Source organism: Paraburkholderia sp. BR10882, assembly GCF_040948855.1.
Lineage (GTDB): Bacteria > Pseudomonadota > Gammaproteobacteria > Burkholderiales > Burkholderiaceae > Paraburkholderia > Paraburkholderia nodosa_A.
The window spans coordinates 119,383-135,041 of the sequence record NZ_JBFPKP010000010.1 but is presented as its reverse complement, the minus strand read 5'-3'; the positions used below and the strand labels follow the sequence as shown (position 1 = coordinate 135,041).

Here is a 15,659-nt window from a genome sequence, read left to right as displayed (position 1 = left end):
ATGCATAGGCGCCGCTCACGGCCTCACCGCACCGCCCTCCCCGTGTGTTTCGCGTTGCGGCGAATCGTCGAGCTTTTCCAGCGCCGGGTTGTGAGGGAGGACGAGCGCCGCGCCCGCGCCCACGAGCCCGGCTCCCGCAAGACATAGCAGGCCTGCGCCGAAGCCGCCCGTGCTGTCCTTGATCCAGCCCATTGCGTAGGGGCCGAAAAAGCCCGCCAGATTGCCGAGCGAATTGACGGCGGCAATGCCGCCGGCCGCGGCCGCGCCTGAAAGGAACGCGGCCGGCAGCGTCCAGATCACTGGCAGGCACCCGAAAATACCGAAGCCCGCAATCGAAAGCGCGAGCATCTTGAGCACCGGATTATCGAGTCCCGCGGCAGCCGCAATACCGGCGGCCGCGACGGCCAGCGCAAATGCGACGTGACGCTTGCGTTCCAGCCGACGGTCGGAATGCCGACCCCACAGCACCATAGAAACGACGCCCACCGCGTAGGGCAGCGCAGTGACGAAGCCTGTCTGCACGTTCGAGAGCCCGAACGCCTTGACGATCTGCGGCAGAAAAAAGCTCAGGCCGTAATTGGTTGCATTCGCACCGAAATAGATCAGCGCCACCGCCAGCACGCGCGGATTGATCAGCGCCTCCAGCACGCTGAACGAGCGCACCTTCTCCCGATGACGGCGCTCCTGCGCCTGGCGATCGACGAGCCAGCGGCGCTCGTCGTCGGCTAGCCAGCCGGCGTCGGCGGGTTTGTCGGTCAGATAGAACAGCACGGCCACGGAGAGCACGACCGCAGGGATTGCCTCGATCAGATAGACCCACTGCCAGCCCGCCAGCCCCCCTCTACCGTCCAGCGAAAGCAGCGATCCGGATATCGGGCCGCCAATCACCGTCGACAACGGAATAGCCGCCATGAAATAGCCCACCACGCGCGCGCGGTATTTGGCGGGAAACCACAGCGTCAGCAGAAAGATAATGCCGGGGAAGAAACCCGCCTCGGCGATACCGAGCAAGATACGCAGTCCATAGAATACGTGCGCGTTCGACATGCCGGTGAAGCGGGCGAGGTCCGGAATGAACGCCATCGCGCCCGCGATGATGCCCCACGTGAACATGATGCGCGCGATCCAGCGCCTTGCGCCGAAACGTTCGAGCAGCAGGTTCGACGGCACCTCGAAGAAGAAATAGGCAATGAAGAAGATCCCTGCGCCAAAGCCGAACGCGCTCGCGGAAAGATCGAGTGCCTTGTTCATCTGCAATGCAGCAAAACCGACGTTGACCCGATCGAGATACGCCACGAAATAGCAAAGGATCAGGAACGGCACGAGCCTTGCCATTACGCGCGCCATGGTGCGGTTTTCAAGCTCCATTTCTGTCTCCTTCGAGGCCGGCTCCGCTGCGCGGTGCGCCAATCACGGGCCGGACCGTTCGTCCGTTTGGAATCGTTAAAGACTAGTCGCTCGCAACGCGATACGAAAGGGTGGTTCACATGGTGGGACATCGACCGCAAACGGCATGACAGCGGAATTAAAGCCTCGGACACGAGAGCACTTGCAGCGGCTGTGTCGCGACCCCGGGCTGGGCGCCACCGGTCGGTGTGCCCTGCGGAGGCGTCGAAACGAGGCGCACGCTGTCTGGACCGGCGTTGGCTAGTGCGTACTTCTCTTCGCTGCCTTGGGGTTGCCAGTACGCGCGAAATACGGGTCCATCGCTGAAGACGAGCAGCGTGCCATGCGTGGCCTGTCCCTCCGACACGAAATCGACCGGTTCGCCGCTGCGCAGTGCGAAGCCGCCGGCGGCGTTTGTTCCTACTAGCTTGCCGCACGGCGGCGCGGCGTCAGGCGTGGGCGTGAGGGTAGGATCTGCGCCATGTGCGGGCTGCGTCGTGAGCAACGCCACGCCGAGACATGACGACAACGCGAGCATAAAAGTCGTTTTCACGCGCAACCTCGTGAACTCGTCATCGATCTTGCGAAGCTCGCAAATCGCATTCCCGCGCGAGAAGGGAACGAATGGCCCCAGCACCTTAAAAGTCGCCGGAGTCCTTGCCGAGCGTGTTGATATCGATCTCGAGGGCGCGGCAGACGTCGCGCACGAATTCATCCATGGCAGCCGTGCATTCAGGACTTCCCGCCGGGAAGTCCTCGGGGTTCTTCTTGCCTTGCGCACGGCGGATGGCGCGAATGCTTGCCTCGAGCGCGCGCGCCTCTGCCCAGATGGGAGGTTTGTCGGGATAGTCGGGATGTTTGCGCGCCATGGACGGTATTTCGGCAACGGCTACGCGAACTTTAGGCCGGCCCACGAAGCGAACGGCGGCACGTCCATATAGTTGAGGACGCCAAACGTTTGCGCCGAAATCATTGCATTGCGATTGACCGCCCTGGTGCGGGGAAGACCGGTTTAAGGGCACGTTGAAAGCCCCGAAGAATGAGGCGCGCGTCGACGATGAAAAGCCCGCGCGTTGCCTCCAGAAATAACGCGAGCGGTGGTAAACGGGGGTATTACATTTCGTTCCCGGCGGTTGCAACGGGACCGCTCCGACTCGCAAGACCATGTTCAACGTTCTGGCCCAGTATTGGGGAACGATTCGGCGCACTTTCCTCGCCGGAAACAGCTCGGCCCTGAAGCTGGCGCAGTTGCGCGTGATGATCTATCAGCTTCCCATGATGTATGGGCTGCTGGTCGTCAACACGTGGGGCATGGTGCTGCCCCACGAGAACGTGATTCCCGCCTGGCAGGGCGTAATCTGTCCGCTCGTGCTCACAGCATTGTGTTTCGTACGCGTGCTCTCGTGGTTGCGGCTTTCGAGACTCCATGTGAGTGCGGAAGACGCGGCTACGATCCTGCGCAATTCCGGCAGGCTCGCCTGGGTCTTCTCCATCTCGTTCACGGCATGGTCGCTGTCCCTGCTGCCTCATGGCGGCGCGGCATTCAAGCTTCATGTCGCGTTTTACATGGCCATCACGGTCATCGGCGTCATCTTCTGCCTGATGAACGTCATCAAGGCGGCGTTCACCGTCACCGCCATTGTCAACGGCGCGCTCGTCGTCACGTTCCTGAGTTCGGGAAACGGCGTATTCGAGGCGATCGCGATCGATACGTCGCTGGTTTCGCTGGCGATGCTGATCGTCGCCTTCACACAATTCAAGAACTTCTCGGATCTCGTTGCCACACAAGCCGAAAACAAACGGCTCGCGAATATCGACAGTCTCACGAATCTCCCTAACCGGCGGGCCTTTTTCACCTCGCTCGACAAGCATTTCGATGCCGCCATGGCATCGGGCGGGCGGCTCGCGGTGGGCCTCGTCGATCTCGATGGCTTCAAGTCCGTCAACGATATTCACGGCCACTCGCTGGGCGACCACGTGCTGGCCGAAGTCGCGTCGCGCCTCGCCAACGCGGCGCGCGGCACGATCACGCTTGCGAGGCTGGGCGGCGACGAATTCGGCATCATCGTCACGGACGACTGCACGGACGCTGGCCTCTCGCAACTCGGCCGTACTATCTGCGATGTTTTCCAATGTCCCATACTGGTCGGCGAGATTTCGGTTCGCCTCGGAGCGACGATCGGCTTCTCCACCTATCCGCACATTTCACGCAACAAGGCGGATTTGTTCGAAACAGCCGACTACGCGCTTTACGAAGGCAAGCACCGCTCGCGCGGCTCGGTGACGATCTTTTCGGAGACGCACCGCAACGCCATCATTCGCGAGTCGCAGATTGCCCAGGCGCTACGCTCCCCCGATCTCGCCGGCGAACTCGACCTTGCGTTCCAGCCGATCTACTCGCTCGAACGCCGGCGCACCGTCGGTTTCGAAGCCCTGGCGCGCTGGCGAAGCGCGTTGCTCGGCACGGTCCCGCCCGGTGAATTCATTCCTGCCGCGGAGCGCAACGGCGTCATCAACGGCTTGACCCTCGCGCTGTTTACCCTGGCCCTGGCCTGCGCGAAGCAATGGCCGGCGCATATTCGCTTGTCCTTTAATCTTTCCGCGCATGATTTCGCCAGTGAGTCCGCGGTGAAAGAGTTGGCCCGGTGCATCGCCGGCAGCGGCATCGACCCGGCCCGGCTCGACTTCGAGATCACCGAAACCGCGATGGCCAAGGACTTCGACCAGGTCCAGAAAGCGGCCAAGGTCCTGCGCGCGCTGGGCTGCGGTTTGTCAGTCGACGATTTCGGCACCGGTTATTCGAGCCTCTCGTACCTGTGCAAACTTCCACTCACGCGCCTGAAGATCGACAGGATGTTCGTGAGCGGTCTCAAGGAGCGCACGACGGCGTTCACAGTGGTTCGCACGCTGCTCAATCTCAGCCGGCAGATGTCGCTCGACTGCATTGTGGAAGGGGTGGAAACGGCGGCCGAACTGCAAACGGTCGCAGCGCTCGGGGCAACGCTCATTCAGGGCTACTATTGTTCGCGCCCGATGGAGGCTTCGGCCGTGGCGGGTTTTCTGGAGCGCGAAAGCGAGGGCGAAACCCTGGCTCGCCTGGCGGGAGCATGACGAGTAGTCCGCATACCAGAACGGCTGCTGAACTGTTCATACGGCTGCGCGCGGCTTACGATGTGCCGAACAATCACGGAGCCCATCATGAAGCGCTTTCATACGGGGTTCCGGTCAAGTCGTGATGCGTGCGCATCGCTCAGCCGGCTAACGCGCCCAGGCAACGGCCGCACGAACGCGCCTGGCCCAGTCGCAGACGCCCGGCGCTCACGGTCACCTCATTGCCGCAATCGCACCGGCAAACCCACTTGCCATCGCCGGCATAGCGATCCGTCGTCAGCTGGCCGAACACCTCGCCGCCTTTCAGCGCAGGCGAGCCCGGCCGGGACCGCCACACGCGGCGCTGCTCGCCGCAGCCGCAATCCCTCGTCTGGCCGCCCTCCACCGCATCCAGCGCGGCCGTGACGTGCGCGCCGCAGCGGCACCGCCAGAGCCACATGCCCGCGCCGCGATATTGAAGCGCGACGAGATCGCCGAAGGCGCGGCCGGACACGTCGCGATACGGCGGAAACGGCCATTCGGGCGGCAAGGGGGGACGGATACGCTGGTTCACGACAGGTAAATGGGATTCGGCGTCCTGGTCTCAAGGGTGTCCGGCCGTTTTCGATGTGCGGGCGTGCGGCCCGGCAAAGAGGGGCGGATCATCCCGCGCGGCCGGCGAGTCACCGCCTCGTTACGGGTTATCTGTGTATTTTGGCATCTCACGTCACGAATGATAAATCGTGAACGTCCTGGCAGCAGGAGCGGACGCCATTTGACCCGCTCAGACATCGCAAGTCATTCCTGAACATCCTGTTCGCACGATGCACTGCGGGCCAGCAAACGGACGCCCACCGACTCTCTGCGCAGCCTGCGGCGCTCCAGCGCGTTGCGCAACTGACCCAGGATCAGCGTGCCGGCAATCAGCGCGAGATAGAGCGTGACGAGAACGTGACGTGCACCGTTGAGGGCGGCCTGATGGACGACGAGCGCGGCGTCGACAGGCGGAAGCAGGTGGCCCGCCCCCTCGACGGCTCGCATCATGTGGATGAAGCCCGCTGCCGAAAGCAGCGGCAACAGGACGAAGAGGATCAGCAGCGTGAGCCGCATGCGACGCGCCCACGCACGGTGGCGCAACCGGAACCACAGCCCGAGGCATCCGTGTATCCAACCAGGCGCTAGCAACGCGAGTTGCAGCCCCTGCGTGCCGCTCGTGAGCAGCACGACGATGACGCGCTCGTAGTTCGGTTCGAAACCATAGAGCGAAGAAGCAAGCCGGGTCGTCACCGCATGCCGGATCAGCAGGAGCGGCAGGCTGAGCCCCGCCCACAGGCGGATCCATTCCGCAGGCGGAAGCGCCCAGTGGCGCCGCCCATATATCGTGTGCAGCGCCAGCGCGAAATGCACCGACGCGGCGCCATACAGCGCGATCGTGCCGGGCGCGCTGCGCCAAAGCCGCAGCGCGAGTACGAGACCGTGTCCGGCAAGCTCGATCGACCAGATGCCGAGCGCGTGATTGACCAGATGCAGAAGGAGATACGTCAGCATCACGAGGCCCGACGTGAGTTGAAGCCGGCGCAGCAAGAATTGAACGTTGATCCTCGCTTCGCTGGCGCGGCGACGGGTCACGTCGACGATGTCCATATTGGTTTCCGCCATTTCGTGTGCCACGCCTGCCATACCGCGAACCCACGCCGGTTATTCCCGTGCTCGACTCGCAAAAAAACCGGGAATAAAACAGCGGCGCTCGCGGTATTGCACGTGAAGCCCGCCCTGGAGGCGCTCCGAATTGCGCCGGCGGTCGACTTTCTGAACCCCGTCGAGAGGACATCATGTCGTCAGATCTTCCTTCCCAACCGTCACGCCGCAACGCCCTGAAATGCCTCGCCTTCGGTGGCGCCGGCACCGTGTTCGTTCTGGCCGGAGGCGTCCTCACGCCCATGGAACTGGCACTGGCGGCGAGCAGCAAAGAAAACGCCGGCGTTCCGCTCTTTTTGCAGATCAGCGACTCGCACATTGGCTTCAACAAGGAAGCCAATCCCGACGTCGCGGGCACGCTCAAACAGACCATCGACTATGTCAACGCGATGCCCGTCAAACCCGCCCTGGCGATTCACACGGGCGATATCACCCATCTCTCCAAACCTGAGGAATTCGATCTGGCGGCGCAGCTACTTTCCGGTCTCGACATTACGGAGTTGCACACCACGCCTGGCGAACACGATGTGACAGATGGACCGCAAGGCGAATACTTCAAGCGCTTCGGCAAGGCGTCGGAGAACCGGGGTTATTACAGCTTCGACCACAATGGCGTGCACTTCATCGCGCTCGTCAACGTAATGCATTTCAAGCCGAACGGGCTGGGCAACCTGGGCGAGGATCAACTCGCCTGGCTGGAAAACGATCTGAAGGGCCGCACGTCGAGCACGCCGATCGTCGTGTTTACGCACATGCCGATGTGGACGATCTACGAACCATGGGGCTGGGGTACCGGCGATGCGGGCCAGGCCATGGACTATCTAAAGCGCTTCGGCTCGGTGACCGTGCTCAATGGCCACATACATCAGATCGTTTCCAAGGTGGAGGGCAATATCACGTTCCACACGGCGCGCTCGACCGCCTATCCGCAGCCGACGGCCGGCGACGGACCCGGCCCCGGGCCGCTCAAGGTGGCAAGCGATCAGCTGCCGAAAATGCTTGGCGTCACCAGTATCCGGATCACGCGCCATCCTCTCGCGGCGACGCTTTCCGACACGTCCCTCGCCTGACCTCGCGTCTCGCTCACTGAACAAGGATTCGAGCCATGCCCTCCATTCACTATCGTCGCGCGTTCGCCCTCTTCTACGGGATCGGGATGCTCATGGCCGGGGCCTCCCTTGGCGTGCCTGCCGCCCAGGCGCAGGAGCCCAATGAGATCGACATCAAGAATTTCATGTTTTCGCCGATGGCTCTCACCGTGAAAGCGGGCACCACGGTGACCTGGAAAAATATGGACGGCGAACCGCATACGGTCGTCAACGATGCAGGCGTCTTTCACTCCGCCGCGCTCGACCAGAACGATACGTATCAGTTCAAGTTCGACAAGCCGGGGGTGTACAAGGTGTTCTGCGGGATTCACCCGTATATGAAGGCGACCATTACGGTGCAGTAGAGACAGATGCCGATGCGTCGTCGCGCTTGTTCCAACTCGCTTGCGCGACGCGACGACGCTCGTTCGCAGTTCAAGGATTCGGCAGCAGGGTCGGCGAAATCTGCGCTGCGTTGCTGATGAAGACATTCGTCGCATCGTCCTGCAGCAAGTAGCCTTGCTTGACGAGTGCGTTTGCCGCGGCCGCAACCGCCGCTTGGTAGCGTGAGCGGCTGCCGCCATAGAGCGCGTTCAGCGTGGCCCGGCTATCGACGCCGCCCGACTGCGCGGACGCGTTCACCGCGAACGGAATCGCCGCGCCGTTGGAGATGCAGCCTTCGCCAATCGCGTGGCCGGCACCGCGATAGTTCCACCCGGTGTAGGTTGCAAGCGGTACGCTCACATCCGGCACGAGTACGCCCGTGGTTTCGTTGCCGTTGGCGTCGACCTTGGGAACGAGAATCGTGTAGGGCTGCGCAGTGCTCACGACCGGCACGGCCTTGCTGTAGTCGGTCACGAAGACCTGATTGTATTCGCCATTGAACGTGAGACTGAGCGCTGTCGGCGTCGCGGCGGGTCCGCTCGGCACGGTCACGCTCTCGAGATCAGGGAAGCCCGTCGCGGCTTGCGTCGGCGCGACCAGATTGCCCGATGCCACGGTCGGATATTGCGAAGCGGGCGGCTCGGTGCCCTTGCCGGCCCATGCGACCAGCGCGGGAATCAATGCGCGCTCGACGGGCGTTTCTTCCACGGGCGAGCCCGGCAACTGACACAGACTGCCTGTCGCTGGCACCGTGAAGTTGCCCGTGGTCACGCCGCTGCCGCCGCCGTGCTGCGTGCCCGGCACGAGGTAGTAACGCACATTCGGCGGCAAGTGGATGTCGTTGCCCCGTCCATCGGTGACGACCAGCGACGCGGCCCCGCCCCACCATTCGAATGCGCCGTCGAGTTGCATGATCTTCGGACACGTACCGGAGGCCTCGCAACGCTTCAGCAGGCCATCGGTCGCGCCGCTGACCGGATCGGTCGTAACCGCGTACGTGAAGGGGAACTGGAACCCCGGCATGAAGTGGTCTTCATGCTGTTTCGACCACCGTCCCGGCTGTGCGAACGCGGCGTTGGTCCACGTGCGGCGTGCAGCGGAAATGATCGGAAACAGTCCGTCGAAAACGATCCTTCCGTGCTTGTCCTCGTTGAATCCCTGATAGAGAAAGTCCTTGATGAAGCGGCCCGACTGCGAAATGCCTTCCCCGATCGCGACGTCGAAGTTCGTATCCCGGGAGCACTTCGACGCTGCACATGCCGCATCCTTCAGATCGTTGAGCGGATTCTGGACGCCCCGCGCATCGGCCCTGTCGTAGCGCAGCCAGGAGACGAGATCGCGCAGCGCCGCAAAGCCGATGCCGTCGATGGTCGGCGCCGCGGCCTTGTAGACGAAGCTGTAAATCGTCCCCGCATCGGGCGTGACGGTCCTGCCGTTGGGACCCGGCACCGACGCGGGCGGCGTGAACTTGACCGAGTAATTCCCTTCATAGACATTGTTCGGCGTGCTGATATAGCTCCACGCCGTCACCTTGGTCGAAGGCGCCGTATAGGTTTGCACGCCGCCCGGAATGCTGCCGTAGGCCGATAGCCACGATTGCCGCGCGGTGAAGGTCACGCCGCCCGTATCGTTGAGATCGGCGGGCGGGTACGTGAGCGGAATCGTCGTCGGGTCGCCTCCCGCATAGTCGGGAATGAACTCCTCGCGCGATAGCGCAGTCATCGGCGAACCGTCCTTGTTGGTGGCCACGGGGAATCTCGTGCCGACCAGACCCGTGCCGGCCAGCGTACTCGTCCCGTTGAGCGGAATGTCGCCTTGCCAGCCGCTCCAGAGAATCGTATAACCGTGGCGCAGCAACGAAGGAAATGTGGACGGCGGGGGTGCCCCGGTATCGAGCGCACCTGCGCCAATGAACGACCCGTCGGCGAGCTTGTTGCCGCGATTCACGACGTCGTAGAAGAGCACGCGCGTGGCGTTCGCCGCGCTTTGCGGACGCAGGATCACGACATCGGTCCAATAGTCGACGTAACCATCGACGCCGACCGGCGCGTTCCTGATGTTGACAATACCGGCATTGAGCGGAGAGCGCGGATCGAGGGCGCCGTGCACGACGGCGGTGATGACCTCGTATGGCCCAGCCGCGCCGGCAGGCGTCGCACCGCCAAACGCCGGTTCGGCAGCAATAATCTGAAAACTCTTGATGAAGCCCGCGCCCCGCTGGCCAGGTTGCGGGCCGTGCGGATCGCTGTGGGCGATTCCGCCGACGAACATGCCACTCGCACCGACAATCAGTAGCATTCCTATATTTCCAGTCTTCATCGTAGAATCTCCTAACCGTGGCGAACATGGCGGAAGCGGAGTCTCGCGCCGTGTCCCTTGAAGAACGGCGAACCCGAGAGAGGCAAGGTTTTCACGCGAAAGGTCCAGCATCGCGCATGCATGCTGGACCGACACGCGTGAACAGGCGTGGCGGAAGTCGAATGCTTACGATTGGCCGAAATCGTTTGATATATCTTGCGCGGCCTTGTGTATTTATAACTCGCGCAAACACGATTCCAACTGTCGTTTACGCGTACGCTGGAGGTGCTCGCGCAGGCATCACAGGTCAGCGCTTCGCGATATCGTCGCCGTGCGAGTCCTTATAGACGACCTCGACGTCGACGGTCCGGCCGTCGTCGCCGAACTCGCGCGCCTGCCTGCGCAGCGCGCGGATCTTCCACCAGAGATAGCCGACGACAATCGCGCCCACGCCGAACAGCACGGCAAGCAGCACCAGCGACAGCATCGCTGCCACCACCAGCACGATTGTGCTCACGACGACGGCGGCCAGCCGGCCGAACCATCCGTACTCGCCGATCCGGATCCCTTTCTGGTACGTCGCGCGCTGCGGCGACGGTTTGTCGTTGTCCATTCCACTTCTCCTGGCCGCCGTCCTGCTTAACTGCCCGCGCGAGCGTGGACTTTGCCTGGACAGCGGACCATCAATGATGCCGACGCATCCCGCGATACGCGTGGCGCATATCCCGGATCGCACATCGTGCAGATGCACATGAAGCGTTCCGAAACATCTCTGCCCCCCGCACGCCGGTCGTCGTCGTTCGGTTAACTGAAAACTTACCCATCGCCCGCTCGCGCCTGTGTCTATTCTAAAGAAGTCAGGCAAGCCGAATCGAGTCGTTTCCGGTCACTGTCGAATGGGGCAACCTATCATGGCTGACACGAGCTACATGGCGCGCAAGTCCGTCGCCGACATAGTGGGAAGCGCCGAAGCCGAAGGCGGCCGCGCGCTGTCGAAGACCCTGGGGGCGCCAAGCATCACGGCGATGGGCATCGGCGCCATTATCGGCGCGGGCATTTTTGTCCTCACCGGCACGGCGGCGGCACAATTTGCCGGACCGGGCATCATCCTGTCCTTCGTGCTGGGCGGCGTTGCCTGTGCGTTCGTCGGTCTCTGCTACTCCGAACTGGCCGCCATGCTCCCCGTATGCGGCAGCACCTACACGTATACCTATGCGACGCTCGGCGAAGTGTTTGCGTGGATCATCGGCTGGGACCTGATTCTCGAGTACGCCATGGGTGCCGCGACCGTCGCCGTCGGCTGGTCAGGTTATATCGTCAGCCTGTTGCGCAACGTCGGAATCAGCATCCCGCCTACGCTTGCTGCCGCACCCGGCACGACGGTCCAGTTGCCTGACGGCTCGACTGTCGCCGGCATCATCAATCTCCCCGCCGTGCTGATCATCGCGATTCTCACGACGATGCTGGTGCTCGGCACGCGCGAGTCGGCACGCATCAACAACGTAATGGTCGCAGTCAAGCTGACGGTCGTGGCGGCCTTCATCGCCATCGGCGCGTTCTTCGTGCATCCCGCCAACTGGCATCCATTCGTTCCGCCCAACACCGGTGCGTTCGGCAGCTTCGGGGCCAGCGGCATTCTGCGTGGCTCCGCCGTCGTGTTCTTTGCGTTCATCGGTTTCGATGCGGTATCGACCGCCGCTCAGGAGGCGAAACGGCCACAGCGCGACATGCCGATCGGGATCCTCGGTTCGCTGGTCATCTGCACCTTGCTCTATATCCTCGTGGCTGCCGTGCTCACCGGACTCGTTCCATACGCACAACTGAACGTGCCAGACCCGATCGCCAAGGGCGTCGACGTCATTGGTTTCACCTGGTTCTCCATACTGATCAAGATCGGCGCGCTCACCGGGCTGACCACCGTGATTCTCGTGCTGCTCTACGGGCAAAGCCGGATCTTCTTCACGATGTCGGAGGACAGACTGCTTCCCCATCTGTTCTCCACCGTCCATCCGCGCCTGCACACGCCGCATCGAAGCCAGATGATGATCGGCGCGGTCGTCGCCATCGTGGCGGCCCTCACGCCGATCGGCGTACTAGGCGAGATGGTCAGCATCGGCACGCTGTTCGCGTTCGTGCTCGTGTGCGGCGCAGTCATGTACCTGAGGCGCAGCGACTCTGACGCGAGCCGTCCATTCCGCGCGCCCGGCGTGCCGATTGTCCCCATTCTCGGCATCGCGTTTTGCGTGTTGCTGATGGTGGGACTGCCGCTCATCACCTGGGTACGGTTGATCGTCTGGCTGCTGATCGGCATGCTGATCTATATGTCTTATGGCCGGCATCATTCGCGACTACGCCATCCGGAGCGTGAATGACGGAACCGGTGGCTACCATGAACGCTCAGCGCGCGTATTTCGTTCGCACGGCACGGGCTGCAATGTACGCGGCTTCGCTAGCAACGCTTGCCGCCTGCGGAGGAAACGCATGCATTGGCCTCGATGGCTGCGGCGGCACAAGCGTGACGCCGAATGTCACCATCTCCGGCACGGCCGCGACCGGCACAGCGATCGCCAGCGCAACGGTCAACCTCAGTTGCGCTCAGGGCTCGGGGTCCACCCTGTCCGATGGCGGTGGACACTACGCAATCACGTTCAATGCCACGCCTGCCTGCATCCTCAGCGTAAGCTCCGGCGGCGTGAGTCTGCATTCGGTGGCGTTTGCCGGGGGCACCTTCAATACGACGCCGGAGACCGAGTTGATGCTCGTCTACCTCGCTTCACAACTCGGCACGAGCGAGAGTGGTTTGATCGCGGGATTCCCGACCAACTCACAGTACCAGCAGGTACTGGGTAACGCGTCCGACGTGCAGGCTGCACAATCCGCAGTCGTCACGAATCTGCAGCAGCACTATGCTGTCACGCTGACGGTACCGGCATTTCTCACGACATCCTTTACGGTTGGCCACGCAGGTGTCGATAGCGATCTAGTCACGCTGGCGGCAGCAGGCGCGATAGACGCGAATGGCATGCCAGATCCGGCCGCCATCTCGCTGCTGTCGGCGGCGGGCGCCGCGCATCCGCTCACCGCGACGTCCACCCCCTCTTCCGGCACCGGCGGTACTGGCAGCGGCGGCGCAACGATGTGATGTGGACCTGCCGATGTCTGAACGGCGCCGGGACCGCTGCGCCCAAAGGGGGTTGGAACCGCGTGCGAATGCCCACCGTTGCCGCGACCTGATTCACCGTTGACGATGCGCCGCCTGCGGTGTTGATGAACGCGACGTACTGGTGACCCGACACGTGCTGCTACATCGCCTCGGCGTAGACGCTACGGCAGCGCGGGAAATCAAGCAAGTGATCGAACAACAACACGACAACTGTCGTGTCGTGCGGGGCTTCGCCAATGGAACGCTTCTGCTGCGCTCATTTCTACGGCATCTGCTTCTTGAGACACCGATGCGGACGCGATAACGTCGTCCTTTCTCTGTCCGCCGTATCACGGCATTTCCGCACTCACCATGTATCGCTATAACGAATTCGACAAGGCCTTCGTGGCGAGCCGCGCGGCGCAGTTCCGCGATCAGATCGAGCGTTGGCAGCAAGGCAGCCTGAGCGAGGATGCGTTTCGCCCGCTGCGTCTGCAAAACGGCTGGTATGTGCAGCGGCACGCACCCATGCTGCGCGTAGCTGTCCCGTACGGCGAACTGTCGAGCGCACAGCTTCGCGTGCTCGCTCGCGTGGCCCGCGAGTACGACGAACCTGAGGCCGAGGTATACCGCAGCGCGCTCGATGCGCAACGCAAGCTCGGTACGAGGCGGTTGCCCACGCATCACGCCCACTTCACGACACGCACCAACGTTCAGTTTAACTGGATACCGCTTTCGAAAGCGGCGGACGTGATGGACCTGCTTGCGACGGTCGACATGCACGGCATCCAGACGAGCGGCAACTGCATCCGCAATATCTCTTGCGACGAGCGTGCGGGTGTCGCTCCCGACGAGATCGCAGACCCGCGCCCGTTCGCCGAAATCATGCGGCAGTGGACCACGCTGCATCCTGAGTTCGCCTTCCTGCCGCGCAAGTTCAAGATTGCGATCACCGGCGCGACGGAAGACCGTGCGGCGACGGGCTGGCATGACGTCGGCCTGCGCCTCGTGCGCGACGAACAGGGTGAACTGGGCTTTCGTGTGACCGTGGGCGGAGGCATGGGTCGAACGCCGATGATCGGCACGCTGATGCGTGAGTTCCTGCCGTGGCGGCACATCATGAACTACATCGAGGCCGTGGTACGTGTGTACAACCAGTACGGCCGCCGCGACAACAAGTACAAGGCGCGCATCAAGATCCTCGTGAAGGCCGAGGGCCAGCGCTTCGTGGACGAAGTCGAGGAAGAGTTCCGGCAGATCGTCGACATCGACGGCGGTCCGCATACGATCGAGCAGGCCGAGTTCGAGCGGGTTCGCCGTTGCTTTATCGAACCGCCGAAGCTCGATACGGCACGTGTCGTCGATACGCATGCCCCCGCCATGCTCGAGGCTGCAGCCACGAGCACGCCACAGCTGCAGCGCTGGCTCGAGCGCAACGTCGCGCCGCACAGGGACCCGTCGCTGCGCATCGTCACGCTCTCGTTCAAGCGCGTGCTGCAGGCGCCCGGCGATGCGTCCGCCGACCAGCTCGAACGCGTGGCGGATCTCGTCGATCGCTTCTCCGCGGGCGAGGCGCGTGTCACGCACACGCAGAACGTCGTTTTACCGTGGGTTCACGCCGACGATCTGCTCACCCTGTGGCAAGCGGCGAACGCGGCCGGCCTCGCGAGCGCGAACGTGCACCTGCTCACCGACATGATCGCCTGCCCCGGCGGCGATTTTTGCGCACTCGCCAACGCGCGGTCGCTGCCGGTCGCGCAGAGCATCATGGAACGTTACCAGGACCTCGACGAACTGAACGACATCGGCGAGATCGACCTGCATATCAGCGGCTGCATCAACTCGTGCGGCCACCACCATAGCGGGCACATCGGCATACTCGGCGTCGACAAGGACGGCGCGGAGTGGTACCAGGTGACGCTCGGCGGCTCGGACGGGTCGGCACGCAGCGGCGATGCGCGTCCTGGCAAGGTGATCGGCCCGTCTTTCTCCGCGCAGGAAGTGCCAGAGGTCATCGAAGCCTTGATCGGTGCTTACGTCGCGCTGCGCGAGCCGCACGGCGAATGCAACGAGACATTCATCGAGACGGTGCGCCGCGTGGGGCTCGAACCGTTCAAGGCGGCCGCCGATGGGGTTCGAGCCACGACGGAGGGCACGGCATGAAAACCGCCTCACGCATACGTCTTCTGGACGCTGAGGCTCATGCCGGCGATGTTTCGGCATCCACCTTGATCCTCGCGAACGATGCCGATCCGCTTGCCTACGCCATCGAAATTGCAGCTGCGTCGCGCGTGGAGCTTCAATTCCCGTCGTTCACCGATGGGCGCGCCTATAGCCAGGCCTACCTGATCCGGCGACGGCTCGGCTTCGAAGGCGACCTGCGAGCGACGGGCGAAGTGCTCGTCGATCAGTTGCTCCAGATGGAGCGAACAGGGTTTTCGAGCGCCGTGTTGAGCGCTGACGTGTCCATGGCGGATGCCCTTCGCCAGCTCGAACGCTTCCCCGCGTTCTATCAGGGTGATGCCCTGCGCGAAGCGCCGTGGCGCGGGAGCGCGTTGGAGTGACCGCCTAAC

General features: G+C 63.0%; 14 protein-coding genes and 1 pseudogene. 7 read left to right on the top strand and 8 right to left on the bottom strand.

Translation table 11 applies throughout. The features are described 5' to 3' along the window. Positions 1 to 15: 15 nt before the first annotated feature. The 3 genes from AB3X99_RS24680 to AB3X99_RS24670 all read right to left on the bottom strand — a co-directional run bounded on the left by AB3X99_RS24680 (position 16) and on the right by AB3X99_RS24670 (position 2,255). A complete protein-coding gene (locus AB3X99_RS24680; RefSeq protein ID WP_368618435.1) occupies positions 16 to 1,368 on the bottom strand; it encodes an MFS transporter in 1,353 nt (450 codons plus the stop codon). Between the two features lie 157 nt (positions 1,369 to 1,525). Continuing rightward, complete coding sequence (locus AB3X99_RS24675) at positions 1,526 to 1,939, bottom strand: hypothetical protein (RefSeq protein ID WP_368603030.1); 414 nt, start codon at positions 1,937 to 1,939, stop codon at positions 1,526 to 1,528. 85 nt (positions 1,940 to 2,024) lie between these two features. Beyond that, positions 2,025 to 2,255, bottom strand: coding sequence for a hypothetical protein (locus AB3X99_RS24670; RefSeq protein WP_069266332.1), 231 nt, complete (start codon positions 2,253 to 2,255; stop codon positions 2,025 to 2,027). 295 nt (positions 2,256 to 2,550) lie between these two features. Between AB3X99_RS24670 and AB3X99_RS24665 the strand changes: the two genes are divergently transcribed. Next, the gene (locus tag AB3X99_RS24665; protein ID WP_368618434.1) at positions 2,551 to 4,497 is read left to right on the top strand and encodes a putative bifunctional diguanylate cyclase/phosphodiesterase; all 1,947 of its coding nucleotides are present in this window, start codon (positions 2,551 to 2,553) and stop codon (positions 4,495 to 4,497) included. Between the two features lie 139 nt (positions 4,498 to 4,636). On the opposite strand, the gene AB3X99_RS24660 is transcribed toward AB3X99_RS24665, so the two are convergent. Further along, positions 4,637 to 5,050, bottom strand: a complete 414-nt coding sequence (locus AB3X99_RS24660) for a hypothetical protein (RefSeq protein ID WP_342946376.1) — start codon at positions 5,048 to 5,050, stop codon at positions 4,637 to 4,639. A 224-nt stretch (positions 5,051 to 5,274) separates the two neighbouring features. Beyond that, complete coding sequence (locus AB3X99_RS24655) at positions 5,275 to 6,024, bottom strand: hypothetical protein (RefSeq protein WP_368618494.1); 750 nt, start codon at positions 6,022 to 6,024, stop codon at positions 5,275 to 5,277. Positions 6,025 to 6,308: 284 nt separating this feature from the next. Here AB3X99_RS24655 and AB3X99_RS24650 point away from each other — a divergent pair, with 284 nt between their 5' ends. Together AB3X99_RS24650 and AB3X99_RS24645 are read left to right on the top strand one after the other, a co-directional pair. Further along, positions 6,309 to 7,244 (top strand): metallophosphoesterase, encoded by a 936-nt coding sequence (locus AB3X99_RS24650; RefSeq protein ID WP_368618433.1) that lies wholly within the window; start codon positions 6,309 to 6,311, stop codon positions 7,242 to 7,244. A gap of 86 nt (positions 7,245 to 7,330) precedes the next feature. Further along, positions 7,331 to 7,627 carry a cupredoxin family copper-binding protein gene (locus AB3X99_RS24645; protein WP_069266367.1) on the top strand — a complete coding sequence of 99 codons (297 nt, stop codon included), beginning with the start codon at positions 7,331 to 7,333 and terminating at the stop codon, positions 7,625 to 7,627. Between the two features lie 70 nt (positions 7,628 to 7,697). Here the strand turns inward: AB3X99_RS24645 and AB3X99_RS24640 are convergent, their stop codons facing one another. Together AB3X99_RS24640 and AB3X99_RS24635 are read right to left on the bottom strand one after the other, a co-directional pair. Beyond that, a complete protein-coding gene (locus AB3X99_RS24640; RefSeq protein WP_368618432.1) occupies positions 7,698 to 9,944 on the bottom strand; it encodes an alpha/beta hydrolase domain-containing protein in 2,247 nt (748 codons plus the stop codon). Between the two features lie 307 nt (positions 9,945 to 10,251). After that, the gene (locus tag AB3X99_RS24635) at positions 10,252 to 10,557 is read right to left on the bottom strand and encodes a hypothetical protein (protein ID WP_342946378.1); all 306 of its coding nucleotides are present in this window, start codon (positions 10,555 to 10,557) and stop codon (positions 10,252 to 10,254) included. Between the two features lie 298 nt (positions 10,558 to 10,855). Here AB3X99_RS24635 and AB3X99_RS24630 point away from each other — a divergent pair, with 298 nt between their 5' ends. Both AB3X99_RS24630 and AB3X99_RS24625 read left to right on the top strand, forming a co-directional pair. Further along, entirely contained in the window at positions 10,856 to 12,316 is a 1,461-nt protein-coding gene (locus AB3X99_RS24630; protein WP_368618431.1) for an amino acid permease, read from the top strand. Positions 12,317 to 12,333: 17 nt separating this feature from the next. After that, positions 12,334 to 13,086, top strand: a complete 753-nt coding sequence (locus tag AB3X99_RS24625) for a hypothetical protein (protein WP_368618430.1) — start codon at positions 12,334 to 12,336, stop codon at positions 13,084 to 13,086. A 55-nt stretch (positions 13,087 to 13,141) separates the two neighbouring features. Here the strand turns inward: AB3X99_RS24625 and AB3X99_RS24620 are convergent. Continuing rightward, positions 13,142 to 13,267 (bottom strand): annotated as a pseudogene (locus AB3X99_RS24620) (porin); the annotation flags it as partial. Between the two features lie 191 nt (positions 13,268 to 13,458). Between AB3X99_RS24620 and AB3X99_RS24615 the strand changes: the two are divergent. Continuing rightward, positions 13,459 to 15,249 carry a nitrite/sulfite reductase gene (locus AB3X99_RS24615; protein WP_368618429.1) on the top strand — a complete coding sequence of 597 codons (1,791 nt, stop codon included), beginning with the start codon at positions 13,459 to 13,461 and terminating at the stop codon, positions 15,247 to 15,249. Then, entirely contained in the window at positions 15,246 to 15,650 is a 405-nt protein-coding gene (locus tag AB3X99_RS24610) for a DUF934 domain-containing protein (RefSeq protein ID WP_368618428.1), read from the top strand. Before AB3X99_RS24615 ends, AB3X99_RS24610 begins: the two co-directional genes overlap by 4 nt. Positions 15,651 to 15,659: the final 9 nt, after the last annotated feature.